16 protein-coding genes, 1 tRNA gene and 1 riboswitch are annotated in these 20799 nt (G+C 67.6%); of the genes, 10 read left to right on the forward strand and 7 right to left on the reverse strand.

The window, feature by feature from the left end:
- Together polA and ACWPN5_RS09975 are read right to left on the reverse strand one after the other, a co-directional pair.
- On the reverse strand, positions 1 to 2913 hold the full coding sequence (polA, locus tag ACWPN5_RS09970; protein ID WP_492295332.1) for a DNA polymerase I: 2913 nt from the start codon (positions 2911 to 2913) through the stop codon (positions 1 to 3).
- Between the two features lie 100 nt (positions 2914 to 3013).
- Positions 3014 to 3676 carry a DUF6766 family protein gene (locus ACWPN5_RS09975; RefSeq protein ID WP_492295333.1) on the reverse strand — a complete coding sequence of 221 codons (663 nt, stop codon included), beginning with the start codon at positions 3674 to 3676 and terminating at the stop codon, positions 3014 to 3016.
- A 154-nt stretch (positions 3677 to 3830) separates the two neighbouring features.
- On the opposite strand from ACWPN5_RS09975, the gene ACWPN5_RS09980 reads away from it, so the two are divergent.
- Positions 3831 to 4364: a hypothetical protein gene (locus ACWPN5_RS09980; RefSeq protein WP_492295334.1), complete on the forward strand. Its 534-nt coding sequence runs from the start codon at positions 3831 to 3833 to the stop codon at positions 4362 to 4364.
- A 73-nt stretch (positions 4365 to 4437) separates the two neighbouring features.
- On the opposite strand, the gene ACWPN5_RS09985 is transcribed toward ACWPN5_RS09980, so the two are convergent.
- The 3 genes from ACWPN5_RS09985 to ACWPN5_RS09995 form a co-directional block, all read right to left on the reverse strand.
- Positions 4438 to 4514, reverse strand: a tRNA-Arg gene (locus ACWPN5_RS09985).
- Between the two features lie 96 nt (positions 4515 to 4610).
- Positions 4611 to 5588: an alpha/beta fold hydrolase gene (locus ACWPN5_RS09990; RefSeq protein WP_492295335.1), complete on the reverse strand. Its 978-nt coding sequence runs from the start codon at positions 5586 to 5588 to the stop codon at positions 4611 to 4613.
- A gap of 13 nt (positions 5589 to 5601) precedes the next feature.
- Positions 5602 to 6615 carry an ABC transporter ATP-binding protein gene (locus tag ACWPN5_RS09995; RefSeq protein WP_145690218.1) on the reverse strand — a complete coding sequence of 338 codons (1014 nt, stop codon included), beginning with the start codon at positions 6613 to 6615 and terminating at the stop codon, positions 5602 to 5604.
- A 171-nt stretch (positions 6616 to 6786) separates the two neighbouring features.
- Here ACWPN5_RS09995 and ACWPN5_RS10000 point away from each other — a divergent pair, with 171 nt between their 5' ends.
- The 7 genes from ACWPN5_RS10000 (at position 6787) to sucD (ending at position 15935) form a co-directional block, all read left to right on the forward strand.
- Entirely contained in the window at positions 6787 to 6978 is a 192-nt protein-coding gene (locus tag ACWPN5_RS10000) for a zinc-finger domain-containing protein (RefSeq protein WP_079285642.1), read from the forward strand.
- A gap of 339 nt (positions 6979 to 7317) precedes the next feature.
- Positions 7318 to 9381: a putative bifunctional diguanylate cyclase/phosphodiesterase gene (locus ACWPN5_RS10005; protein WP_492295336.1), complete on the forward strand. Its 2064-nt coding sequence runs from the start codon at positions 7318 to 7320 to the stop codon at positions 9379 to 9381.
- Between the two features lie 369 nt (positions 9382 to 9750).
- On the forward strand, positions 9751 to 10440 hold the full coding sequence (locus ACWPN5_RS10010) for a GntR family transcriptional regulator (protein WP_035673347.1): 690 nt from the start codon (positions 9751 to 9753) through the stop codon (positions 10438 to 10440).
- 41 nt (positions 10441 to 10481) lie between these two features.
- Positions 10482 to 12239, forward strand: a complete 1758-nt coding sequence (gene oxc, locus ACWPN5_RS10015) for an oxalyl-CoA decarboxylase (protein ID WP_492295337.1) — start codon at positions 10482 to 10484, stop codon at positions 12237 to 12239.
- Positions 12240 to 12349: 110 nt separating this feature from the next.
- Positions 12350 to 13627, forward strand: coding sequence for a formyl-CoA transferase (gene frc / locus ACWPN5_RS10020; RefSeq protein WP_114862152.1), 1278 nt, complete (start codon positions 12350 to 12352; stop codon positions 13625 to 13627).
- Positions 13628 to 13861: 234 nt separating this feature from the next.
- A complete protein-coding gene (gene sucC / locus ACWPN5_RS10025) occupies positions 13862 to 15058 on the forward strand; it encodes an ADP-forming succinate--CoA ligase subunit beta (protein WP_492295338.1) in 1197 nt (398 codons plus the stop codon).
- A gap of 1 nt (position 15059) precedes the next feature.
- Entirely contained in the window at positions 15060 to 15935 is an 876-nt protein-coding gene (gene sucD, locus ACWPN5_RS10030; protein WP_014241630.1) for a succinate--CoA ligase subunit alpha, read from the forward strand.
- 275 nt (positions 15936 to 16210) lie between these two features.
- Here sucD and ACWPN5_RS10035 read toward each other — a convergent pair whose 3' ends face one another.
- On the reverse strand, positions 16211 to 17098 hold the full coding sequence (locus tag ACWPN5_RS10035) for a LysR family transcriptional regulator (RefSeq protein WP_145690141.1): 888 nt from the start codon (positions 17096 to 17098) through the stop codon (positions 16211 to 16213).
- A 104-nt stretch (positions 17099 to 17202) separates the two neighbouring features.
- On the opposite strand from ACWPN5_RS10035, the gene ACWPN5_RS10040 reads away from it, so the two are divergent.
- Together ACWPN5_RS10040 and oxlT are read left to right on the forward strand one after the other, a co-directional pair.
- Entirely contained in the window at positions 17203 to 18420 is a 1218-nt protein-coding gene (locus ACWPN5_RS10040) for an MFS transporter (RefSeq protein ID WP_492295339.1), read from the forward strand.
- Between the two features lie 454 nt (positions 18421 to 18874).
- A complete protein-coding gene (gene oxlT, locus ACWPN5_RS10045) occupies positions 18875 to 20137 on the forward strand; it encodes an oxalate/formate MFS antiporter (protein WP_145690150.1) in 1263 nt (420 codons plus the stop codon).
- Between the two features lie 87 nt (positions 20138 to 20224).
- Here oxlT and ACWPN5_RS10050 read toward each other — a convergent pair whose 3' ends face one another.
- Positions 20225 to 20413 (reverse strand): hypothetical protein, encoded by a 189-nt coding sequence (locus ACWPN5_RS10050; protein ID WP_114861944.1) that lies wholly within the window; start codon positions 20411 to 20413, stop codon positions 20225 to 20227.
- Between the two features lie 204 nt (positions 20414 to 20617).
- Positions 20618 to 20730: riboswitch (TPP riboswitch) on the forward strand.
- Positions 20731 to 20799 lie beyond the last annotated feature (69 nt).

The following is a 20799-nucleotide window of genomic DNA, read 5'->3' on the forward strand; positions in this document are numbered from 1 at the left end:
TCAGTGCGCCTCATCCCAATTGCCGCCGATGCCGGCCTCCGCCACCAGCGGCACGCCGAGCGTCGCGGCCCCCTCCATGACCTGCCGCACCAGGGCGGCGGCGCGTTCGGCCTGATCCTCCGGCGCCTCGAACAGCAGTTCGTCGTGCACCTGGAGCAGCATGCGGACCTCGTCGAAGCCGGCCTCCGTCAGGGCGGCGGGCACGCGGGCCATGGCGCGCTTCATGATGTCGGCGGCGGTGCCCTGGATCGGCGCGTTGATCGCCTGCCGTTCCGCGAAGGCGCGGCGGGCGGCGTTCTTGTCGTGGATGCCGGGGATGTAACAGCGCCGCCCGAACAGAGTCACCACATGGCCGTTCTGGCGGGCGAAGGCCTTGGTCGCCTCCATCCACACCTTCAGCTCGTGGAAGCGCTCGAAATAGGCCTTGATGAAGGCGTTGGCCTCGCCCGGCGCGATGCCGAGCTGGCGGCCCAGCCCGAAGCCGGAAATGCCGTAGATGATGCCGAAGTTGATCGCCTTGGCCTTGCGCCGGATTTCCGAGGTCATCTGGTCCAGCGGCACGCCGAAGACCTGGCTGGCGGTGGCCGCGTGAATGTCGATGCCGTCCTGGAAGGCCTGTTTCAGCGCGGCGATGTCGGCCATCTCGGCGACCAGCCGCAGCTCGATCTGCGAATAGTCGATGGAGATCAGCTTGTGGCCGGGAGCGGCGACGAAGGCGCGGCGGATCTTGCGCCCCTCCTCGGTGCGGACCGGGATGTTCTGCAGGTTCGGGTCGGTCGAGGACAGGCGGCCGGTGTTGGTCGCCGCCATGGCGAAGGCGGTGTGGACGCGCTCCGACCCCTCGACGATCTGGGCCTGGAGCGCGTCGGTGTAGGTGTTCTTCAGCTTGGCGAGCTGCCGCCAGTCGAGCACGCGCTGGGCGATGACGTGGCCCTGCTCCGCCAGCTCCTCCAGCACGCTGGAATCGGTGGAGTAGGCGCCGGTCTTGCCCTTCTTGCCGGTGCCGAGCTTCATCTCGTCGAACAGGATCTCGCCGAGCTGCTTGGGCGAGCCGATGTTGAAGCTGCGCCCGGCGTGCCCGTGCACCTCCTTCTCGATCTCCGCCATGCGGACGGCGAGGTCCTGGGACAGGCGGGCGAGTGCGGCCCGGTCCACCCGGATGCCGCAGGATTCCATGTCGGCGATCACCGGGACCAACGGGCGTTCCAGCGTCTCGTAGACGGTGACCATCCGCTCGTCGACCAGCCGCGGCTTCAGCACCCGCCACAGGCGCAGCGTGATGTCGGCGTCCTCCGCGGCGTAGGCCAAAGCCTTGTCCAGCGGCACGCGATCGAAGGTGATCTGGTTCTTCCCGGTGCCGCAGACCTCCTTGTAGGGGATGGTCGTGTGGGCGAGGTGCAGCTCCGCCAGCTCGTCCATGCCGTGGCCGTGGGCGCCGCCCTCCAGCACGTAGGAGATCAGCATGCTGTCGTCGATTGGCGACACGCGCACGTCGTGGCGGGCGAAGAGCTGATGGTCGAACTTGAAATTGTGCCCGATCTTCAGGATGGCCGGGTCCTCCAGCACCTCCTTCAGGGCCTTCAGCGCGTCCTCCGCCGGGATCTGCTTGGGCGCTTCCGGCGTCTCGAAGGACAGCTCCCCGCTGGCCGCGGCGTTGGGGGCCTGATGCGCCAGGGGGATGTAGCAGGCCAGCCCCGGCTCGGTCGCCAGCGAGATGCCGACCAGCGTCGCCGTGGCGGGGGTCAGCGAGTTGGTCTCGGTGTCCACGGCCAGGACGCCGGTGGTGCGGGCGCGCTCCAGCCAGACGGCCAGGGCGTCGAGGTCCTGCACCAGTTCGTAGCGCTGCTCGACGTCGGTCGGCGGGGCAGGGCGGCTGCGCGGCGCGCCGATCTCCGCCGCCGGGGCGGTGCCGGTGGAAGCGGTGGCCTTGGCCGGGCCGGCGGACGGCGTGACGGATGAGGGGACGGCGCCGTCGGCGATGGTGCCGTCCTTGCGCATCTCCGCCTCGACGCGGCTGACGATGGTGCGGAAGCCCTGGGCGCGCAGGAAGTCGATCAGCTTCTGGTGGTCGGGCTCGCGGACGCGCAGCTCCTCCAGCGGCTTCGGCGGCGGGGCGTGGTCGTCCAGCAGGACGAGGCGGCGGGAGATCCGCGCCTGCTCCGCGAAGTCGATCAGCTTCTGGCGGCGGGCCGGCTGCTTGATCTCGCCGGCGCGGGCCAGCAGCGATTCCAGGTCGCCGTATTCGGTGATGAGCTGGGCGGCGGTCTTCACGCCGATGCCCGGCACGCCCGGCACGTTGTCGACGCTGTCGCCGGCCAGCGCCTGCACGTCCACCACCCGGTCGGGGGCGACGCCGAACTTCTCGAACACCTCGTCGGGGCCGATGGGCTTGTTCTTCAGCGGGTCGAGCATGCGCACGCCGGGGCGGACGAGCTGCATCATGTCCTTGTCGGACGACACGATGGTGACCTCGCGCCCGGCCTCGTTGGCCAGCCGCGCGTAGGTGGCGATCAGGTCATCGGCCTCGTAGCCCTCCAGCTCCAGGCAAGGCAGGCAGAAGGCCTCCGTCGCCTCGCGGATCAGGGCGAACTGGGGCTTCAGCTCCTCCGGCGGCTCCGGGCGGTGGGCCTTGTATTCGGGATAGAACTCGTTGCGGAAGTTCAGCCGCTTCGAATCGAAGACCACCGCCACCGCGGAGGCCTTGAGGTCAGCCAGCAGCTTCAGCAGCATGTTGGAGAAGCCCAGCACCGCGTTCACCGGCGTGCCGTCCGGGCGGTTCAGCATCGGCAGGGCATGGAAGGCCCGGAAGATGAAGCCCGACCCGTCCACGAGATACAGGCCGCTGCCTTCCCCGGCGGGCGCGGGGGCGTCGGTGACGGTCTGGAGCGTGTCGGTGGTCTTTTCGTCGGACATGATGCGGCCTCTTCCCTTCGGGGCGATACCATGGCCGAAGGCGGCCCGAGAGTCGAGCGCCCGACGCCCCCGAAAAGACCGGTCGTGAAGGGCCGTGCGGTCAGTCGCCGGTTTGGCGGTTGGGGGCGGCGACCGGCTTGGATTCGGGGGAGCCGCGCTCGCGCAGATAGATGCCGAGCACGACCAGAACCCCCATGGACAGGAACTCGCTTTGCCAGTTCTGGAAGCTCTCGTACCAGAATTCCGGATCGGCGAGGGTTTCGCCCATGGTCCGGATGGGCTGGTGATGCCACGCCGCCTCCTCGTTCGAGCGCCGCGTGCTGCCCGCCAGATGCAGGACGAAGGACATCACGAACAGCGTCACCAGCGCGACGCTGAGCGAGTGGGAGTAGAGCCGCAGCAGCAGGCCGCCCCGGTGCACCGGCCAGGGCGCGTCGGGATCGCCGCGCCGCCGCTCGGGCGCTTCGTCCTCCGGGTTGGCCTCTCCCGGCTTCTTGGATTCCGAGGAGCCCTTCTGGACCAGGATGGCGGTCAGCAGCACATAGACCGACATCTGGAGGAACTCGCTCTCCCAGTTCTCGAAGGTCGCCGACAGGAAATGGCCGGTGGTCAGGTAATCGAGGAAGCCGACGGGCGGCTGGGCGTGCAGGTGAAGCTCCTCCGCCAGGGCCCGCCACCCGGCCAGCACCTGCCCGACGATGGAGACGAGGAACAGCCCGAACAAGGCGACCGACAGTCCGTTGTCCCGCAGAAAGCGACGCATGTGCTGCACCTTGATTCCGATGCCACGCCCTGATCCGTTCAACGCTTGGCCGGGCAAGAGGTTTCGCCGGCGCCCCTGGGGCTTCGCCAGGAACCTTGAAAGGCGGGGTCCTGTTGATTGGAGGCTCACCACAACAACCTCTGGTCCCTTTCCCATGAACCACTCTGTCGCCGGAGCCATCGCCGGGCTGGCCGGCACCGTCGCCATGACGGCGGCCATGCGCGCGATGTTCCGCGCCCTGCCGGAGAAGGACCGTTACCCGTTGCCGCCGCGCCTGATTACCGACCGGGTCGTCGGCCCGACCGGTGTGATGGACGCGCTGGACGAACCGGAGCGCCGCGACCTGACGCTCGCCCTGCATTACGGCTACGGCGCCGCCGCCGGAGCCCTGTATCCGGTGGTCGCGCAGCGCGTCGGCGGACCGGCGGTGGCGACAGGGATCGGCTACGGCCTCGCGGTCTGGGGCGCCAGCTATCTCGGCTGGATTCCGGCGATGCGCATCCTGACCCCCGCAACCCGCCATCCACGTGCCCGCAACGGCCTGATGCTGGCCGCCCATGTGGTGTGGGGAGGGGTGACGGGAGTCACGGCCGCGTATTTGATGGGAGGGGGGAACCGGAGCCGGGCCGGTGAGGACCCGATGGCGGGCACCCGCGAGCATGCCCCTGTTGTCCGGGAGCTGGCGTAGCGTTCAAACAGCAATGCGGGGATACAAATAAAAAAAGGCCTAGCCCGCATTGCGGCTAAGCCTTTGAAATCGCTGGCGGACCCGAATGGATTCGAACCATCGGCCTCTGCCTTCGGAGGGCAGCGCTCTATCCAGCTGAGCTACGGGTCCATCATCAGCGGAGGCGCACCATAGCGAAAAGCCTGACCGAGTGCAAACACTCCTTTCGACATTTTTTCACCCCCCGCCGGGGCCGCCCATCCGTGCTTATTTCGCGGCCAGGAGGCTGCGGTTGCGGTCGGCGCCGCTGGCCAGGGGCTGCTTGGGGTTCTCGAGCCAGGCGGCGATGTCGTTGACCACCACCTGACCCTTCAGGTCGCGCAGCAGCATGTGCCAGCCGTCGGGATAGACCGCCACCACATGCCGCCCGCCGGACTCGAAGTCCTCGACCGCGCGGTTGACAGGGGTCTTCGGCAGCACCTCCTCGTGGGCTCCATAGAGCACCAGGGACGGCACCTTCAGATGGGCGCAGGCGGCCAGGGCGGTGCCCATCAGGTCGGTCAGCCCCTCCAGCGCATCGACGCGGGAACCCTTGATGACCAGCGGGTCGCGCCCCAGCGCGCGCAGCATCTCGATGTTGTCGGACGCCTGGATCTTCAGGTCCTTCGGTGGGTGCACCACCATCCCCGGCACCATGTTGTAGCTGAGCCAGAGCAGGGCCCGCGGGAAGAAGCCCATCGCGTCCCGGCCCCAGACGGCGGGGGCGACCAGGACCGTGCCGTTCACGTCGGGCGGAGTCGCGCTGGTCATCGCCGCCAGCACCACGGCGCCGCCCATGCTCTCGCCCATCAGATAGACCGGCAGGCCGGGATGGCGGGCGTGGATCTGCGAGACGGCGGTCTTGAGGTCGGCGACCAGCGTGTCGGTGCCCGGCCAGATGCCGGTGTTCCGCGTGGCGCCGAACCCCCGCTGGTCGTAGGCGTAGACCGCGATCCCCCGCGCGGCGAGGCTGCGACCGGCCCCGTCGAAGGCGTTGGAATAATCGTTGTAGCCGTGCAGGGCCAGAACCACCGCGTGCGGCGCCCCGCCCTCGGGCAGCCAGCGGCGCAGCGGCAGTTCGAAGCCGTCGGCGGCGACCAGGGCGCTGTCGGTCAGGGCCGGCTGGGCCACGGGGAGGCCCATCGGCTGGTAGGCCGCGGTGCAGCCGGACAGCAGAAGGCCGATCCCGACGATCAGTTTTGCCATCCGGCCGCCCGCCCTACGCCGCATCGTGCGCGATCTCCTTGCGGGCATGCGCGCCGCCGGTCAATTGCAGGAAGATGTCCTCCAGGTCCGACTCCTCGGTGCTGAGGTCGACCACCCCCAGCCCCGCCCCGGCCAGCGCGGCGAGGATGCCGTCCACCCGCTGGCGGCTCGGCTGATAGCGGACGATCAGGCGCCGCGGCTCGGCCAGTTCGGCGGTGAAGGCGGACAGCTCCGCCGGCACGGCGTCCAGGTCGCGGTCGACCAGCACGGTCAGCGCCTTGGCGTCCACCCGGCGGAGCAGCGTCGCCGTCGGCTCGCAGGCCACCACCGTGCCATGGTTGATGATGGCGATGGAGTCGCACAGCTCCTGCGCCTCCTCCAGATAGTGGGTGGTCAGCAACACCGTCGAGCCCTCGCGGTTCAGCTTGCGCACATGCTCCCACAGCTGGATGCGCAGTTCCACGTCCACGCCGGCGGTCGGCTCGTCCAGCACCAGGACGGGCGGGGTGTGCACCATCGCCTTCGCCACCATCAGCCGCCGCTTCATGCCGCCCGACAGCGACCGGGCGTAGGCGTCGGCCTTGTCGCGCAGACCCACCGCCTCCAGCAGCTCCTCGGTCCGGCGCTCGGCCTTGGGCACGCCGTAGAGGCCGGCCTGAAGCTCCAGCATTTCCCGCGGGGTGAAAAAGGGGTCCATGTTCAGTTCCTGGGGGACCACGCCGATCGACGCCCGCGCCTGGCGCGGATGGGCGTCGATGTCGGTTCCCCAGATCGACACCGTGCCGCCGGTCTTGTTGACCAGTCCGGCCATGATGTTGATGAGCGTGGACTTGCCCGCTCCGTTCGGCCCCAGCAGCCCGAACACCGCACCGCGCGGAATCGCCAGGTCGATGCCCTTAAGGGCTTGTTTCGGGCCGGCCTTTCCAGAGGCCTGGTAGGTCTTGGTGAGGCCGCGCACCTCCACGGCGTAGGCGGGGACAACGTGGGCGGGCAGGGCGGCGGCGTTCAGCGGGGCGTTCGCAACCATGGAGTCGAAAGGGCCTTTCCAGTCGTGCCCCGAGTCCGAACCCCCGGGGTCGATCACTGTCCAATCACTTGATCCGTCCGGCGCGTTGGGTATGATCCGACCCCGCGCGCGTGCCTCATTCGGTGGGCATCTTAACGATGGCGTTAACGCGCGCGTGTGTCAAAGCGGAGGATGTCTGCCATGCAGCCAATTGAAACGATCGAAGTCGAGACTCTGACCGTCGGATGCGACGGTGGTGGTGGCGCGCTCGGCCACCCGCTGGTCTATCTGACGCTGAGCGCCGAGGGGAAGGTCGAGTGCCCCTACTGCTCGCGCCACTTCGTCCTGAAGGAAGGCGCGAAGACGGGCACGCACGGGCACTAACCCCGGCGGCGCCTCTTACAGGGCGGAAATCCCGCACGCAGCGAGGGCCGGAGCGATCCGGCCCTTTTTGTTCGCCGGCGGTCCGAGCCGGTGATTCGAGGTGATTCTGTGGCCTTTCCGCCACCCGACGCTGCGACGATGCAACGTGTGGGCGGCGGCGGTCATATGCTTCTTTTGTTGCAATTGTGAAAAATATAGAACGAACCGCCTTGACGCGCGTCGCGATCCGCCCTCTACTTTTTTGCGGCGCAAAAGAGGCGTCCATCGCAATTGCCCGTTCAGGTCCTCCGCATGCTTTTTCCAGAGGCCAACGCTCTCGCGCCAGATGAGGCCCGATCCATGAGCCAAGAGACGGAAGAGCAGTACAGAAGTATTTTCGAGAACGCGGTCGAGGGCATCTACCAGACCACGGTGGACGGGCGTTACTTGCGGGTCAACCCGGCGCTGGCGCGGATCTACGGCTACCGCTCGCCGGACGACCTGATCGACAACCTGACGGACATCGCCGGCCAGCTCTACGTCGATCCCGGCAAGCGCGAGGCCTTCGCCCGCCTGATGGCCGAGCGCGACGTGGTGCAGAGCTTCGAGGCGCGGGTCTTCCGCAACGACGGCTCGATCATCTGGATTTCGGAGAACGCGCGCTGCGTGCGCGACCCGCAGGGCCGCATCCGCTATTACGAAGGCACCGTCCAGGACATCACCGAGCGCAAGCAGCACGAGGAGAAGATCCGGCTGCTCGCCACCGTCTTCGACAGCGTGGCCGACGGCATCCTGATCGTGGACCCCGACCTGTCGGTGCAGGCGGTCAACCCGGCCTACGAGGTGATGACCGATTTCCAGCGCGAGGCGCTCCTCCACCGCCCGCTGGTGATCTTCGCCCCCGGCTCGCACGAGCGCGCCTTCATCGAGGACATCTGGCGCACCGCCCGCACGGAAGGCCGCTGGCAGGGCGAGGTGACCAGCTTCCGCCATTCCGGCGACGCCTTCGCGGCCTCGCTGTCGGTCACGGCGGTGCGCGCGCCGGGCGGGGTGCTGGAGCATTACGTGCTGACGCTCGCCGACATCAGCCAGCGCAAGTACCAGGAACACCAGATCCGCTACCAGGCCAGCTTCGACCGGCTGACCGACCTGCCCAACCGCTGGCTGGTCTGCGAGCGGCTGGAGGAGGCGATCGTGCGCGCCCAGCGCATGCGCACCAAGGTCGCCGTGGCCTTCCTCGACCTCAACCGCTTCAAGCAGGTGAACGACACGCTGGGCCACCACGCCGGCGACGACCTGCTGAAGCTGGTGGCCAAGCGGCTGCGCAACTGCACCCGCGTGTCCGACACGGTGGGCCGGCTGGGCGGCGACGAGTTCCTGATCGTGGCGCCCGACGCGGTGGACCGCGCCGCCGGCGCCCGGCTGGTCGAGAAGGTGCTCTACTCGATGGGCGAGCCCTTCGCCGTCCACAATCAGGAACTCTTCTGCGGCGCCTCGATCGGCGTCGCCTTCTTCCCGGACGACGGCGAGACGGCGGACCAGCTCCTGCGCAACGCCGACCTCGCCATGTACCACGCCAAGCGCAACCCGGAGTGCAAGTTCGTCTTCTACGAGGCGGGCATGCGCGAGCGCACCGGCTTCACGCTGGGGCTGGAAAGCGACCTGCGCCGCGCCGCCGCGACCGGCGAGGAGTTCGAGCTGCATTTCCAGCCCAAGGTGGACATGCCGCGCCGCGGCTTCCACCGGGTGATCGGGGCGGAGGCGCTGATCCGCTGGCGCCATCCGGTCCGCGGCCTCGTCAGTCCGGCGGAGTTCATCCCGCTGGCCGAGGAGACGGGGCTGATCTGGGAAATCGGCGCCTGGACCCTGAGGGAGGCCTGCGGCCGGCTGGCCGGCTGGCTGGCCGCCGGGCTGGACATCGCGTCGGTGTCGGTCAACCTGTCGCCGCGCCAGTTCCAGGACGCGCGTCTGGTGAATTTCGTCCGCGACGTGGTGGACCGCAGCGGCGTGCCGCCCGAACGGCTGGAACTGGAGCTGACCGAGGGCGCCATGATCGGCGACATCGAGAAGGCGGTGACCATCCTGCACGGGCTGAAGGGGATCGGCATCCGCCTGTCCATCGACGATTTCGGGACCGGCTATTCCTCCCTGGCCTATCTGAAGCGGTTCCCGATCAACACGCTGAAGATCGACCGCAGCTTCGTCCGCGACATCGTGCAGTCCTCGACCGACCCGGCCATCGTCAACACCATCGTGAACCTCGCCGACAGCCTGGGCTTCGACACCATCGCCGAAGGGGTGGAGACGGAGGAGCAGGCGGACATGCTGCGCCGCCAGCGCTGCACGCGCATCCAGGGCTTCCTGATCAGCCGTCCGCTGGACGTGGATGCCTTCCAGCGCTTCCTGGTGGAGAACGCCGGGTAACCGGGGCCCGCGATCGCGCTTTCATCCTCGGAGCCTCCCTTGGAGGAATCCCCGGTCGACCGAGCGCCGTCCAACGGCGGCGACGGCGGGGCGGTCGCGTCATCGACGCGCCGGCAGCGGGGGCGTTTGCCTCCAAAAGCTCCCAAACGCGCCGCAACTCCGACGCGACATTCCCCCCAATTCCAAGTGCGTTCGTGAAACAGTTCGCTGAGCGAACATAATCGCTTGCGGGCTAGTGGTATCTGGTATACCGTATCACCAATCCAAGCCGCTTCCCTTCTCCGGGGCAACGAAACCGCGGCCCAAACCCCTTCAGCCGGGGGCCCTTCCAACGTGAAGGGGAAAGAAGAGTCAGGGACGGGAACAGCCATGCAGACGATGAGTTTCTCGGTCGCACCCCTCGATCAGGGGATGAGCTTCAAGGCCAAGGCCTACCAGTCGCTGCGCCAAGCCATCACCCAGATGGACATCTACGGCGGGCCGAGCGAGATCCGCCTCGACGAGCGTCAGCTCTGCGAGGCGCTGGGCGTCAGCCGCACCCCGGTGCGCGAGGCCATGGCGCTGCTGGAGCAGGAGGGCTTCATCCGCTCCATGCCCCGGCGCGGCATCTTCGTGGTGCGCAAGACCAAGGCGGAGATCATCGAGATGATCACCGTCTGCGCGGCCCTGGAGGGCATGGCCGCCCGCCTCTTCGTCGAGCGCGCCGACGAGCGCGGCATGGCCGACCTGCACGAGACCTTCGACCGCTTCGCCGAAGGCGAGCTGGCCGATCACGTGCTGGAGTATTCCGACGCCAACGTCGCCTTCCACCAGTCGATCATCCAGGCCTCGGGCTGCACGCTCATCGCCGACCTGACCGACCGCTTCTTCATCCACATGCGGGCCATCCGCCGCGTCACCATGCGCCGCGGCGGCCGGGCCGAGACGTCCATCGTCGAGCACCGCGACATCATCGACGCCCTGACCCGGCGCGACGCCGACCTGGCCGAGCGGCGGGTGCGCGAGCACACGCTGGGGCTGGCCCGCCATGTCGAACAGCACTGCGATTTTCTCGATTGACCGATCGTGAACCTAATAAGAGTTGGGGAGGAGTAACCCTTATGTCAGCCGTCACAGTCCTCAACAACCAAGCCACGGCCGCCACCGATGCGGAACCGGCGCTGACGGATGGTTTCCAGCTCGTCATCGATGCCCTCAAGCTCAACGGCATCGAGAACCTCTACGTTGTGCCGGGCATCCCGATTTCCGACCTGCTGCGCATGGCCCAGGGCGAGGGGCTGCGGGTCATCTCCTTCCGCCACGAGCAGAACGCCGGCAACGCCGCGGCGATCGCCGGCTTCCTGACCAAGAAGCCGGGCGTGTGCATGACCGTCTCGGCGCCGGGCTTCCTCAACGGCCTGACCGCGCTGGCCAACGCCACCACCAACTGCTTCCCGATGATCCTGATCTCCGGCTCGTCGGAGCGTGAGATCGTCGACCTGCAGCAGGGCGACTACGAGGAGATGGACCAGCTGGCCATCGCCAAGCCGCTGTGCAAGGCGGCCTTCCGCGTGCTGCACGCCCAGGACATCGGCATCGCCGTGGCCCGCGCGATCCGCGCCGCGGTGTCGGGCCGTCCGGGCGGCGTCTACCTCGACCTGCCGGCCAAGCTGTTCTCGCAGGTGATGGACGCCGCCGAGGGCGCCCGCTCGCTGGTCAAGGTGGTCGACGCCGCCCCGGCGCAGCTGCCCTCGCCGGACTCGGTGTCGCGCGCCCTGGAGGTGCTGAAGGGCGCCAAGCGGCCGCTGATCATCCTGGGCAAGGGCGCGGCCTACGCCCAGGCCGACGAGGCGGTGCGCGAGCTGGTCGAGAAGTCGGGCATCCCGTTCCTGCCGATGAGCATGGCCAAGGGCCTGCTGCCCGACACCCACCCGCAGTCGGCGGGGGCGGCGCGCTCGATGGTGCTGAAGGACGCCGACGTGGTGGTGCTGGTCGGCGCGCGTCTGAACTGGCTGCTGTCGCACGGCAAGGGCAAGACCTGGGGCGAGCCGGGGTCGAAGACCTTCATCCAGATCGACATCGAGCCGCGCGAGATGGACAGCAACGTGGCGATCGTGGCGCCGCTGGTCGGCGACATCGGGTCGTGCGTGTCGGCGCTGACGGCGGGCATGGCCAAGGGCTGGACGCCGCCGCCGGCGGAGTGGACGGGGGCGGTGTCGGCGCGCAAGGAGGCGAACATCGCCAAGATGGCGCCCAAGCTGATGAGCAACGCCTCGCCGATGAACTTCCACGGCGCGCTGGGCGCGCTGCGCCGGGTGGTGCAGGAGCGGCCCGACGCTCTGCTGGTGAACGAGGGGGCCAACACGCTGGACCTGGCGCGCGGGATCATCGACATGCACCAGCCGCGCAAGCGCCTGGACGTCGGGACCTGGGGCGTGATGGGCATCGGCATGGGCTTCGCGGTGGCCGCTGCGGTGGAGTCGGGCAAGCCGGTTCTGGCGGTGGAAGGCGACAGCGCCTTCGGCTTCTCGGGGATGGAGGTGGAGACGATCTGCCGCTACAACCTGCCGGTGTGCATCGTGGTGTTCAACAACAACGGCATCTACAAGGGGACGGACGTGAACCCGACGGGCGGGTCGGACCCGTCGCCGATGGTCTTCGTTCCGGACTCGCGCTACGACAAGATGATGGAGGCCTTCGGCGGCGATGGCGTCAACGTGACGACGCCGGACGAGCTGTACCGCGCGGTCAGCGCGGCGATGGACAGCGGCCGGCCGACGCTGATCAACGCGGTGATCGACCCCAACGCCGGGTCGGAGAGCGGCAACATCGGCAGCCTCAACCCCACCAGCGCCGTCCGCAAGGGGCCAAAGACCTGACGATCGAGCGGTAACCAAGGACGCCGGTTCTCCGGTTCCAGGCCGGGCGGCCCTGCCAGCGAGGGGGGGCCGCCCTTTTCAGACACAGAGCACCACCGGGAGGAACGACGATGGGAAAAGCTCTTGAAGGCGTGCGGGTTCTGGACTTTACCCACGTTCAGTCGGGTCCGACCTGCACGCAGCTTCTGGCGTGGTTCGGCGCCGACGTCATCAAGGTCGAGCGTCCGGGCGAGGGCGACATCACGCGCGGCCAGCTGCGTGACGTGCCCGAGGCCGACAGCCTCTACTTCACCATGCTCAACCACAACAAGCGGTCCATCACGCTGGACACCAAGAACCCGGACGGCAAGCGCGTCCTGGAGGATCTGGTGCGCATCTGCGACGTGATGGTCGAGAATTTCGCCCCCGGCGTTCTCGAGCGCATGGGCCTGACCTGGGAGCGCATCCAGGAGCTGAACCCCCGCATCATCGTCGCCTCGGTCAAGGGCTTCGGCCCCGGCCCGTACGAGGACTGCAAGGTCTATGAGAACGTCGCGCAGTGCGCCGGCGGCTCGGCCTCGACGACCGGCTTCGACGACGGCCCGCCGATGGTCACCGGCGCCCAGATCGGCGACAGCGGCACCGGCCTGCATCTGGCGCTGGGCATCGTGACGGCGCTCTACCAGCGCACCCAGACCGGGCGCGGCCAGAAGGTGCTGGCGGCCATGCAGGACGCCGTGCTGAACCTCTGCCGCGTCAAGCTGCGCGACCAGCAGCGGCTGGAGCGCGGCCCGCTGAAAGAGTACCCGCAGTACCCGAACGGCGAGTTCGGCGACACCGTGCCGCGCGCCGGCAACGCCTCGGGCGGCGGCCAGCCGGGCTGGATCCTGAAGTGCAAGGGCTGGGAGACCGATCCCAACGCCTACATCTACTTCATCACCCAGGCGCCGGTCTGGGCGAAGATCTGCGACGTCATCGGCAAGCCGGAGTGGGTCACCGATCCGGATTACGCGACGCCCGCCGCGCGCCTGCCGCGCCTGAAGGACATCTTCGCGACCGTCGAAGAATGGACCATGACCAAGACGAAGTTCGAGGTCATGGAGATCCTGAACAAGTACGACATCCCCTGCGGCCCCATCCTGTCGATGAAGGAGCTGGCGGAGGACCAGTCGCTGCGCGAGACCGGCACCATCGTCGAGGTCGATCACCCGACGCGCGGCAAGTACCTGACGGTCGGCAACCCGATCAAGCTGTCGGACAGCCCGACCGAGGTCACCCGCTCCCCGCTGCTGGGCGAGCACACCGACGAGATCCTGCGCGAGGTGCTCGGCTTCGACGAACGCCGCATCGGCGAGGTCCGCGACAGCGGCGCGCTGGGGCTGGTCGTTCCCCGCATGGCCGCCGAGTAAAGACAGCCGTGGCAGGGGCGTCCCGACGGGACGCCCGCTCCATGCAGCACGGATAACAGGCGCACGCAGTCCCGAAGAGCGGGGGCGTTGACGCACACATCCGGTGAGCCGCAGGCTCACACCGTTATTCTTCCACGGATTCAGCACAGGACGCAGGGTGCCGGCGCGGAAAGCGTCAGCGCCGATGCCGGCCTGCGCCCCGCACCCTTCCATTTTAAACACCCGAAGACAGCCATGAACATCCATGAGTATCAGGCCAAGGGCCTGCTGAAGACGTACGGCGTCGCGGTGCCCCGCGGCGGCGTCGCGTTCTCTCCCGAGGAGGCCGAGACCGTCGCCCGCGAGCTGGGTGGCCCGGTGTGGGTCGTGAAGTCGCAGATCCACGCGGGCGGCCGCGGCGCCGGCCGCTTCAAGGACAACCCCGAGGGCAAGGGCGGCGTCCGCGTCGTCAAGTCCATCGAGGAGGTCGGCAAGAACGCCGCCGAGATGCTGGGCCATGTGCTGGTCACCAAGCAGACCGGCCCGGACGGCCGCGAGGTCAAGCGCCTCTACGTCGAGGAGGGCGCCGACATCAAGCGCGAGCTGTATCTCGGCATGCTCGTCGACCGCGCCACCGGCCGCGTCACCATCATGGCGTCCACCGAGGGCGGCATGGAGATCGAGGAGGTCGCCCACAACACGCCGGAGAAGATCGTCAAGGTCGCCGTCGATCCGGCCACCGGCATCCAGGGCTACCACACCCGCAAGGTTGCCTTCGCCCTCGGCCTCGAAGGCAAGCAGGTCGGGGCGGCGGCGAAGTTCCTGACCGCCATGTACCGCGCCTTCACCGAGCTGGACTGCGCGATCGTCGAGATCAACCCGCTGATCGTCACCGGTTCGGGCGAGATCCTGGCGCTCGACGCCAAGATGGCCTTCGACGACAACGCCCTGTTCCGCCACAAGAACGTGGCCGAGCTGCGCGACGTCGCCGAGGAGGACCCGGCCGAGGTCGAAGCCGCCAAGCATGACCTTAACTACGTCAAGCTGGACGGCAACATCGGCTGCATGGTCAACGGCGCCGGCCTGGCGATGGGCACCATGGACATCATCAAGCTGTACGGCGGCGAGCCGGCCAACTTCCTCGATGTCGGCGGCGGCGCCACCAAGGAGCGCGTCACCGCGGCTTTCAAGCTGATCCTCTCCGATCCCAATGTGAGCGGAATCCTGGTCAACATCTTCGGCGGCATCATGCGCTGCGACGTCATCGCCGAAGGCGTGGTCACGGCGGCCCGCGACGTGAAGCTGCATGTGCCTCTGGTCGTCCGCCTGGAAGGCACGAACGTCGAGCTGGGCAAGAAGATCCTTGCCGAGTCCGGATTGCCGATCCTCTCGGCCGACAACCTCGCCGACGCCGCCGAGAAGGTGGTCAAGGCCGTGAAGGAGGCCGCGTAAGATGGCTGTTCTCGTCGATAAGAACACGAAGGTGATCTGCCAGGGCTTCACCGGAGCCCAGGGCACCTTCCATTCCGAGCAGGCGATCGCCTACGGCACCAAGATGGTCGGCGGCGTCACCCCGGGCAAGGGCGGCACCAAGCACCTCGACCTGCCGGTCTTCGACACGGTGGCCGACGCGGTCGAGAAGACCGGCGCCAACGCCAGCGTCATCTATGTGCCGCCGCCCTTCGCGGCCGACGCCATCCTGGAGGCGATCGACGCCGAGATCCCGCTGGTGGTGTGCATCACCGAGGGCATCCCGGTGCTCGACATGGTGCGCGTCAAGCGGGCGCTGGGCAACTCCAAGACCCGCCTGATCGGGCCGAACTGCCCGGGCATCATCACGCCCGACGAGTGCAAGATCGGCATCATGCCGGGCCACATCCACAAGCGCGGCAAGATCGGCATCGTCTCGCGCTCGGGCACGCTGACCTACGAGGCGGTGGCGCAGACCACCGCGGCGGGTCTGGGCCAGACGACCTGCATCGGCATCGGCGGCGACCCGGTGAACGGGACGAACTTCGTGGACAGCCTGGAGCTGTTCCTGAAGGACCCGGAGACTGAGGGCATCATCATGATCGGCGAGATCGGCGGCGACGCCGAGGTCAAGGGCGCGGAGTTCATCCGCGACTCCGGGACCAAGAAGCCGGTCGTCGGCTTCATCGCCGGACGCACCGCGCCTCCGGGCCGCCGCATGGGCCACGCCGGCGCGGTGATCTCCGGCGGCAACGACACCGCGGATTTCAAGATCGAGTTCATGAAGTCCGTCGGCATCGCCGTTGCCGACAGCCCCGCGAGCCTGGGTTCCACCATGCTCAAGGTCTTCAAGGGCTGATCTGTTTTCTTCGCAGTGGTGTTTCCCCGAAGTGACTGGCCGCGCCGGCAACGGCGCGGTCTTCTTTGTTGTGTATTCGGGCAGGGAAGGGGGCTGTTTCCGCAATGTGGAAAGCTAAAAATGAGGGATTGCGGCGAGTGGTCTGACCAGTCATCTTGGTCTTGCACAGGGTGCTTCACCCTTTGTATCGGGCGGGTTGTTGCTCTGCATTTATGCGAGCCTCTCGAAATCACTGGCCGTGCTGGAAACAGCACGGCCATTTTTTGCTCACTTGCTTATTGATCCGGTGCCCGCGCGAGGGCAAGGAAGCCGGCGATGTAATCCACGCTCTCCTCGCCGCGGCGGACGCCGAGATGAATGCTCTTGCCGATCCCTTCGTTCCCCAGCCGCACGCAGCGGACGGGCAGGCCGGCGCCGTCCTCCCGCACCAGCCAGTCCGGCAGGACGGTGACCCCGCGCCGGGCGGCGACGAGCTGGAGCATCAGGTCGGTCGTCTCCGCCGTCTTGTGGCGGAGTGGCCGGCAATGCGCCGGGACGAGGAAGCGGGTGTAGACGTCCAGCCGCTCCAGGCCGACCGGGACGGTGATCAGCTCCTCCGCGCGCAGGTCCTCGGGCCGCGCCACGCCGCGCGCGGCAAGCGGATGCGTCTCATGGACCACGAGGACCAGCTCATAGTCGAAGACCGGCGTGAACAGCACGTCGGGGGTTTCGATGGGGTCGGGTGTGATCAGCAGATCGATCTCGTTGTCGAGCAACGCGCCCAGGCCATCGAAGCGGAAGGCGGTGCGGACCTCGAATTCCACATCCGGCCATTGCGTGAGGTAGCGGGCGGTCATCCGCATCAGCCAAGCCTGGCAGGGATGGCATTCCATGCCCACCCGGAAGGCCCCGCGGCGCCCCGACGCGAAGTCGGCAAGAGCCCGTTCGGCGTGCTCGAACTGCGGCAACAGGCGCTGCGCCAGCGACAAAAGATGCTGCCCGGCCTGGGTGAAACGGAGGCTGCGCCCCTTCTTCATCCAAATCTCCACGCCGCAGCGCTCCTCGAACTTGCGCACCGTGTGGCTCAGCGCCGACTGGCTGAGGTTCAGGCGTTCGGCGGCGGCGGTGACGCTGCCCGCCCGATCCACCTCCCGCAGGATCGCGAGAATCTGGCGGTCAAGCATTCATGATCCCCATTCATCCAATCATGAGAAAATACCATTTTCATTCATGATGGCGGGTCAGTAGGTGTGGGGCAACCGTCACCGAACGATTCCCGGACACCGATATGAGCCAAGCCGACCCCACCCCTCATGCACAGGGCCTTTACCCTCACGGGACGGCGAACGTTCTGCGGCTGGCGACCGCGCAGGCGCTGGCCGGCGCCAACGCGGTGGTCGTCTACGCGACGGGGGCCATCGTCGGGAACACGCTGGCGCCGAGCCCGGCACTCGCCACGCTGCCGCTCTCCATCTTCGTCGTGGGCATGGCGGTCTGCACCATTCCCGCCGGGGCCATCGCGCGGCGGCACGGGCGGCGCGCCGCCTTCCTGGTGGGGACCGGCTGCGGCGTGCTCGTCGGTCTGCTGTCCGCCCTGGCGGTGCTTTTGGGGTCTTTCTGGCTGTTCTGCGCGTCGATGATTCCCGGCGGCGCCTACGCCGCCGTGGTCCTGTCCTTCCGCTTTGCCGCGACCGATTGCGTCGAACCGGAACGGCGCCCGCGGGCCATGTCGGCGGTGATGGCTGGGGGGGTGTTCGCCGGGGTCATCGGGCCGCAGCTCGTCACTTTCACGATGGATGTCTGGCCGCCGTACCTGTTCCTGGCGACCTTCCTCGCCCAGGCCGCCGTGGCGGCGCTGTCCGCGCTGGTGCTGGCCGGCGTGCGGCTGCCTATGCCAACCGCCGCCGAGGCCGCCGGAGGCCGCCCGCTCGGCGTCATCGTGCGCCAGCCGCGATTCATCACCGCCGCGCTGTGCGGAGTCGTCTCCTATCTTCTGATGAACTTCATCATGACGGCCGCCCCGCTGGCGATGCGGCTGTGCGGCCTGTCGCAGGAGGCGTCCAACCTCGGCCTGCAATGGCACGTCATCGCCATGTACGCCCCGAGCTTCGTCACCGGGCGTCTGGTCGAGCGGTTCGGCGCGTCGCGCATCGTGTTCGCCGGACTGGGCCTGATCGCCGCCTCCGCCGTGGTGGGGCTGGGCGGCGTCGACGTGACGCATTTCTGGGTCAGCCTGATCCTGCTGGGTGTCGGCTGGAACTTCGGCTTCCTCGGAGCCTCCGCCCTCGTTCTGGAGTGCCATCGGCCGGAGGAGAAGACCCAGGTGCAGTCGCTCAACGACTTCATCGTGTTCGGCACGATGGCGGTGGGGTCCTTCGCGTCGGGCGGGCTGCTGGCCGCCTTCGGTTGGGATTCGGTGCTGTGGGTGTCCTTCGTGCCGCTGGCGGCGGCCATTGCGGCGCTCGCCGTCACCGCCTCGTCCCGCGCCGCCTCCGCGGCCGCCTGAGGCCGTTCGCCCCCTCCCTTCCGCGATTGCGCAGAGTGCCGACGGGTCCCGCCTTTCGGGCGGGGCCACCCCTGCCGACGATCCGGTTTTCGAAAGCCCGAAAAATTTTTGGATGAAAAGCGCAACACGCCAAAAGTTCGTGTTGCCAACAATCGTGTCTCTGGCATACCATATGCCGTATCTGGAGCGCCACGAACGCAGGGACGGCGAGACCGGCTCTCCAGCTCATCATTGAACCATGACTCACATCGGCACGGAACAAGGCCGCCCATGACGCGGCGATGCGGACGCTCGCTCGGACACCGCCTCGCCGGCTCAAGGGGACCCTCATGCCCGGTATCAAAGCGTCGCAATCCCACGGGAGGGAATGATGGTTGGATCGACAGAATCCCAGAGGCCAGCTTTTAACAGTTCCGGCGGCTCGCAGGCGCCCATCTCCGACGGCGCGCGCTGGATGCAGATTGTCGTCGGCATCGTCTGCATGGTGGCCGCGGCCAACATCCAGTACGCCTGGACGCTGTTCGTGCCGGAAATCCAGGCCACCCATGGCTGGACCCGCGCTTCGATCCAGACCGCCTTCACCGTCTTCGTCGTCGTCCAGACCTGGCTGACCCCCATCGAAGGCTACTTCATCGACCGTTACGGCCCCCGCGCCATCGTCGCCTTCGGCGGCGTGATGACCGGCCTCTCCTGGATCGTCGACAGCTACGCCGGCTCGCTCGGCATGCTCTATGTCGGTTCGGCCATCGGCGGCATCGGCGTCGGCTGCGTCTACGCCACCTGCGTCAACAGCGCCCTGAAGTGGTTCCCGGACAAGCGCGGCCTCGCCGTCGGCCTGACCGCGGGCGGCTACGGCGCCGGTTCGGCCGTGACCATCCTGCCGATCGCCAACATGATCCACTCCTCGGGCTATCAGGCGACCTTCTTCTGGTTCGGCCTGCTGCAGGGCACGATCATCCTCATCGCCGCCTACTTCCTGCGCGCCCCGCAGAAGGATCAGGTCAAGGCCTCGACCAAGGTCCTGCAGTCCCGCCGCGACTACACGCTGAAGGAAGCGCTGCAGACGCCGGTGTTCTGGGTCATGATGCTGATGTTCATCTGCACCGTCTCCGGCGGTCTGATGGCGGTGGCCCAGCTCGGCGTGATCGCCCACGATCTGGGCGTGAAGGAAGCCCCGATCAGCCTGTTCGGCATCACCATGGCGGCTCTGCCCTTCGCGCTGATGCTCGACCGCGTGATGAACGGCATCTCCCGTCCGCTGTTCGGCTTCGTCTCCGACCACATCGGCCGTGAAGCGACGATGTTCATCGCCTTCACCTTCGAAGGCCTCGGCATCCTGATGCTCAGCCGCTTCGGCCACGACCCGATCATGTTCCTGATCCTGTCGGGTCTGGTGTTCCTGGCCTGGGGCGAAGTGTACAGCCTGTTCAGCGCCACCTCGGCGGACACCTTCGGCACCAAGCATGCGGCGAAGATCTACGGCGTGCTGTACTGCGCCAAGGGCGTCGCGGCGCTGCTGGTCCCGCTGGGCAACCTGCTGATGGAGGCCACCGGCACCTGGGCGACCGTGCTCTACATCTGCGCCACCATGGACCTCATCGCGGCCTTCTGCGCCATCGCGGTCCTGCGGCCCATGTTGCGCAAGCACCATGCCCGAAACGCCGAACTCGCCGCCCAGCAGGGCACGGGTGGGCTGGCGGTGCAGCCCGGCCACTGATCGGCCCGCGAAGCTCCAGGTTTCGTATCTCGGACGACTTTATCTCGGATGACGGCCGCCGCGCGCACCCCGCGCGGCGGCCTTTTTTCATTCCAGGAAGAAGGGACGGTTGTGGCCCTCGCCGGACTGGTTGAAGCGGTCCGACGACCAGAGGCCATCCGGCTGCTCGTCCTGCGGATCGGCATTCCACTCGTCGTCCTCCCGCATCAGCAGGGTCAGGCCGTGGCCCATCAGGCCGGCCAGAGCGACGAAGGCGATCAATTGGGATTCGAGCATGGGATGGGCTCCGGGCTCTCGGGAGGGGGCGTTGCTTTTTGTTGTTGTGATGCATCGTAGCGGCCCGGCTCAGGCTGCGCAATAGGATTTTGTATACCAGATAATGGATACCAGAATCGCGTCGCTTGCATTGATCGGGTGGGATTCGCCGTGAATCGCGACTTAAATCGCATTGACGTGGGTGGGGCGGATGGTTCAGCATGGCGACGTTCCAAGGGGAGCCCCATAGCACGGGGCTGAGATGATGCCGTAAGGCGCCGAACCCTTTGAACCTGATCCGGGTCGTACCGGCGTAGGGACAGGAACAAACGGGCCACGGTCACGCGCACCCCATCGCGCACCCCTTTATGGGGACCGCTCCGGTCGTCCGTTCTGCCGCTCCGTCA

This window comes from Azospirillum sp. UENF 211521 (assembly GCF_058780535.1).

Coding starts and splice junctions, on each gene's coding strand:
- ACWPN5_RS09980 (WP_492295334.1), top strand. CDS start 3,831: ATGAACCACTCTGTCGCCGGAGCCATCGCCGGGCTGGCCGGCACCGTC.
- ACWPN5_RS09990 (WP_492295335.1), bottom strand. CDS start 5,588: ATGGCAAAACTGATCGTCGGGATCGGCCTTCTGCTGTCCGGCTGCACC.
- sucC (WP_492295338.1), top strand. CDS start 13,862: ATGAACATCCATGAGTATCAGGCCAAGGGCCTGCTGAAGACGTACGGC.
- ACWPN5_RS09995 (WP_145690218.1), bottom strand. CDS start 6,615: ATGGTTGCGAACGCCCCGCTGAACGCCGCCGCCCTGCCCGCCCACGTT.
- frc (WP_114862152.1), top strand. CDS start 12,350: ATGGGAAAAGCTCTTGAAGGCGTGCGGGTTCTGGACTTTACCCACGTT.
- ACWPN5_RS10005 (WP_492295336.1), top strand. CDS start 7,318: ATGAGCCAAGAGACGGAAGAGCAGTACAGAAGTATTTTCGAGAACGCG.
- ACWPN5_RS10000 (WP_079285642.1), top strand. CDS start 6,787: ATGTCTGCCATGCAGCCAATTGAAACGATCGAAGTCGAGACTCTGACC.
- oxlT (WP_145690150.1), top strand. CDS start 18,875: ATGCAGATTGTCGTCGGCATCGTCTGCATGGTGGCCGCGGCCAACATC.
- ACWPN5_RS09975 (WP_492295333.1), bottom strand. CDS start 3,676: ATGCGTCGCTTTCTGCGGGACAACGGACTGTCGGTCGCCTTGTTCGGG.
- ACWPN5_RS10050 (WP_114861944.1), bottom strand. CDS start 20,413: ATGCTCGAATCCCAATTGATCGCCTTCGTCGCTCTGGCCGGCCTGATG.
- sucD (WP_014241630.1), top strand. CDS start 15,060: ATGGCTGTTCTCGTCGATAAGAACACGAAGGTGATCTGCCAGGGCTTC.
- ACWPN5_RS10035 (WP_145690141.1), bottom strand. CDS start 17,098: ATGCTTGACCGCCAGATTCTCGCGATCCTGCGGGAGGTGGATCGGGCG.
- oxc (WP_492295337.1), top strand. CDS start 10,482: ATGTCAGCCGTCACAGTCCTCAACAACCAAGCCACGGCCGCCACCGAT.
- ACWPN5_RS10010 (WP_035673347.1), top strand. CDS start 9,751: ATGCAGACGATGAGTTTCTCGGTCGCACCCCTCGATCAGGGGATGAGC.
- polA (WP_492295332.1), bottom strand. CDS start 2,913: ATGTCCGACGAAAAGACCACCGACACGCTCCAGACCGTCACCGACGCC.
- ACWPN5_RS10040 (WP_492295339.1), top strand. CDS start 17,203: ATGAGCCAAGCCGACCCCACCCCTCATGCACAGGGCCTTTACCCTCAC.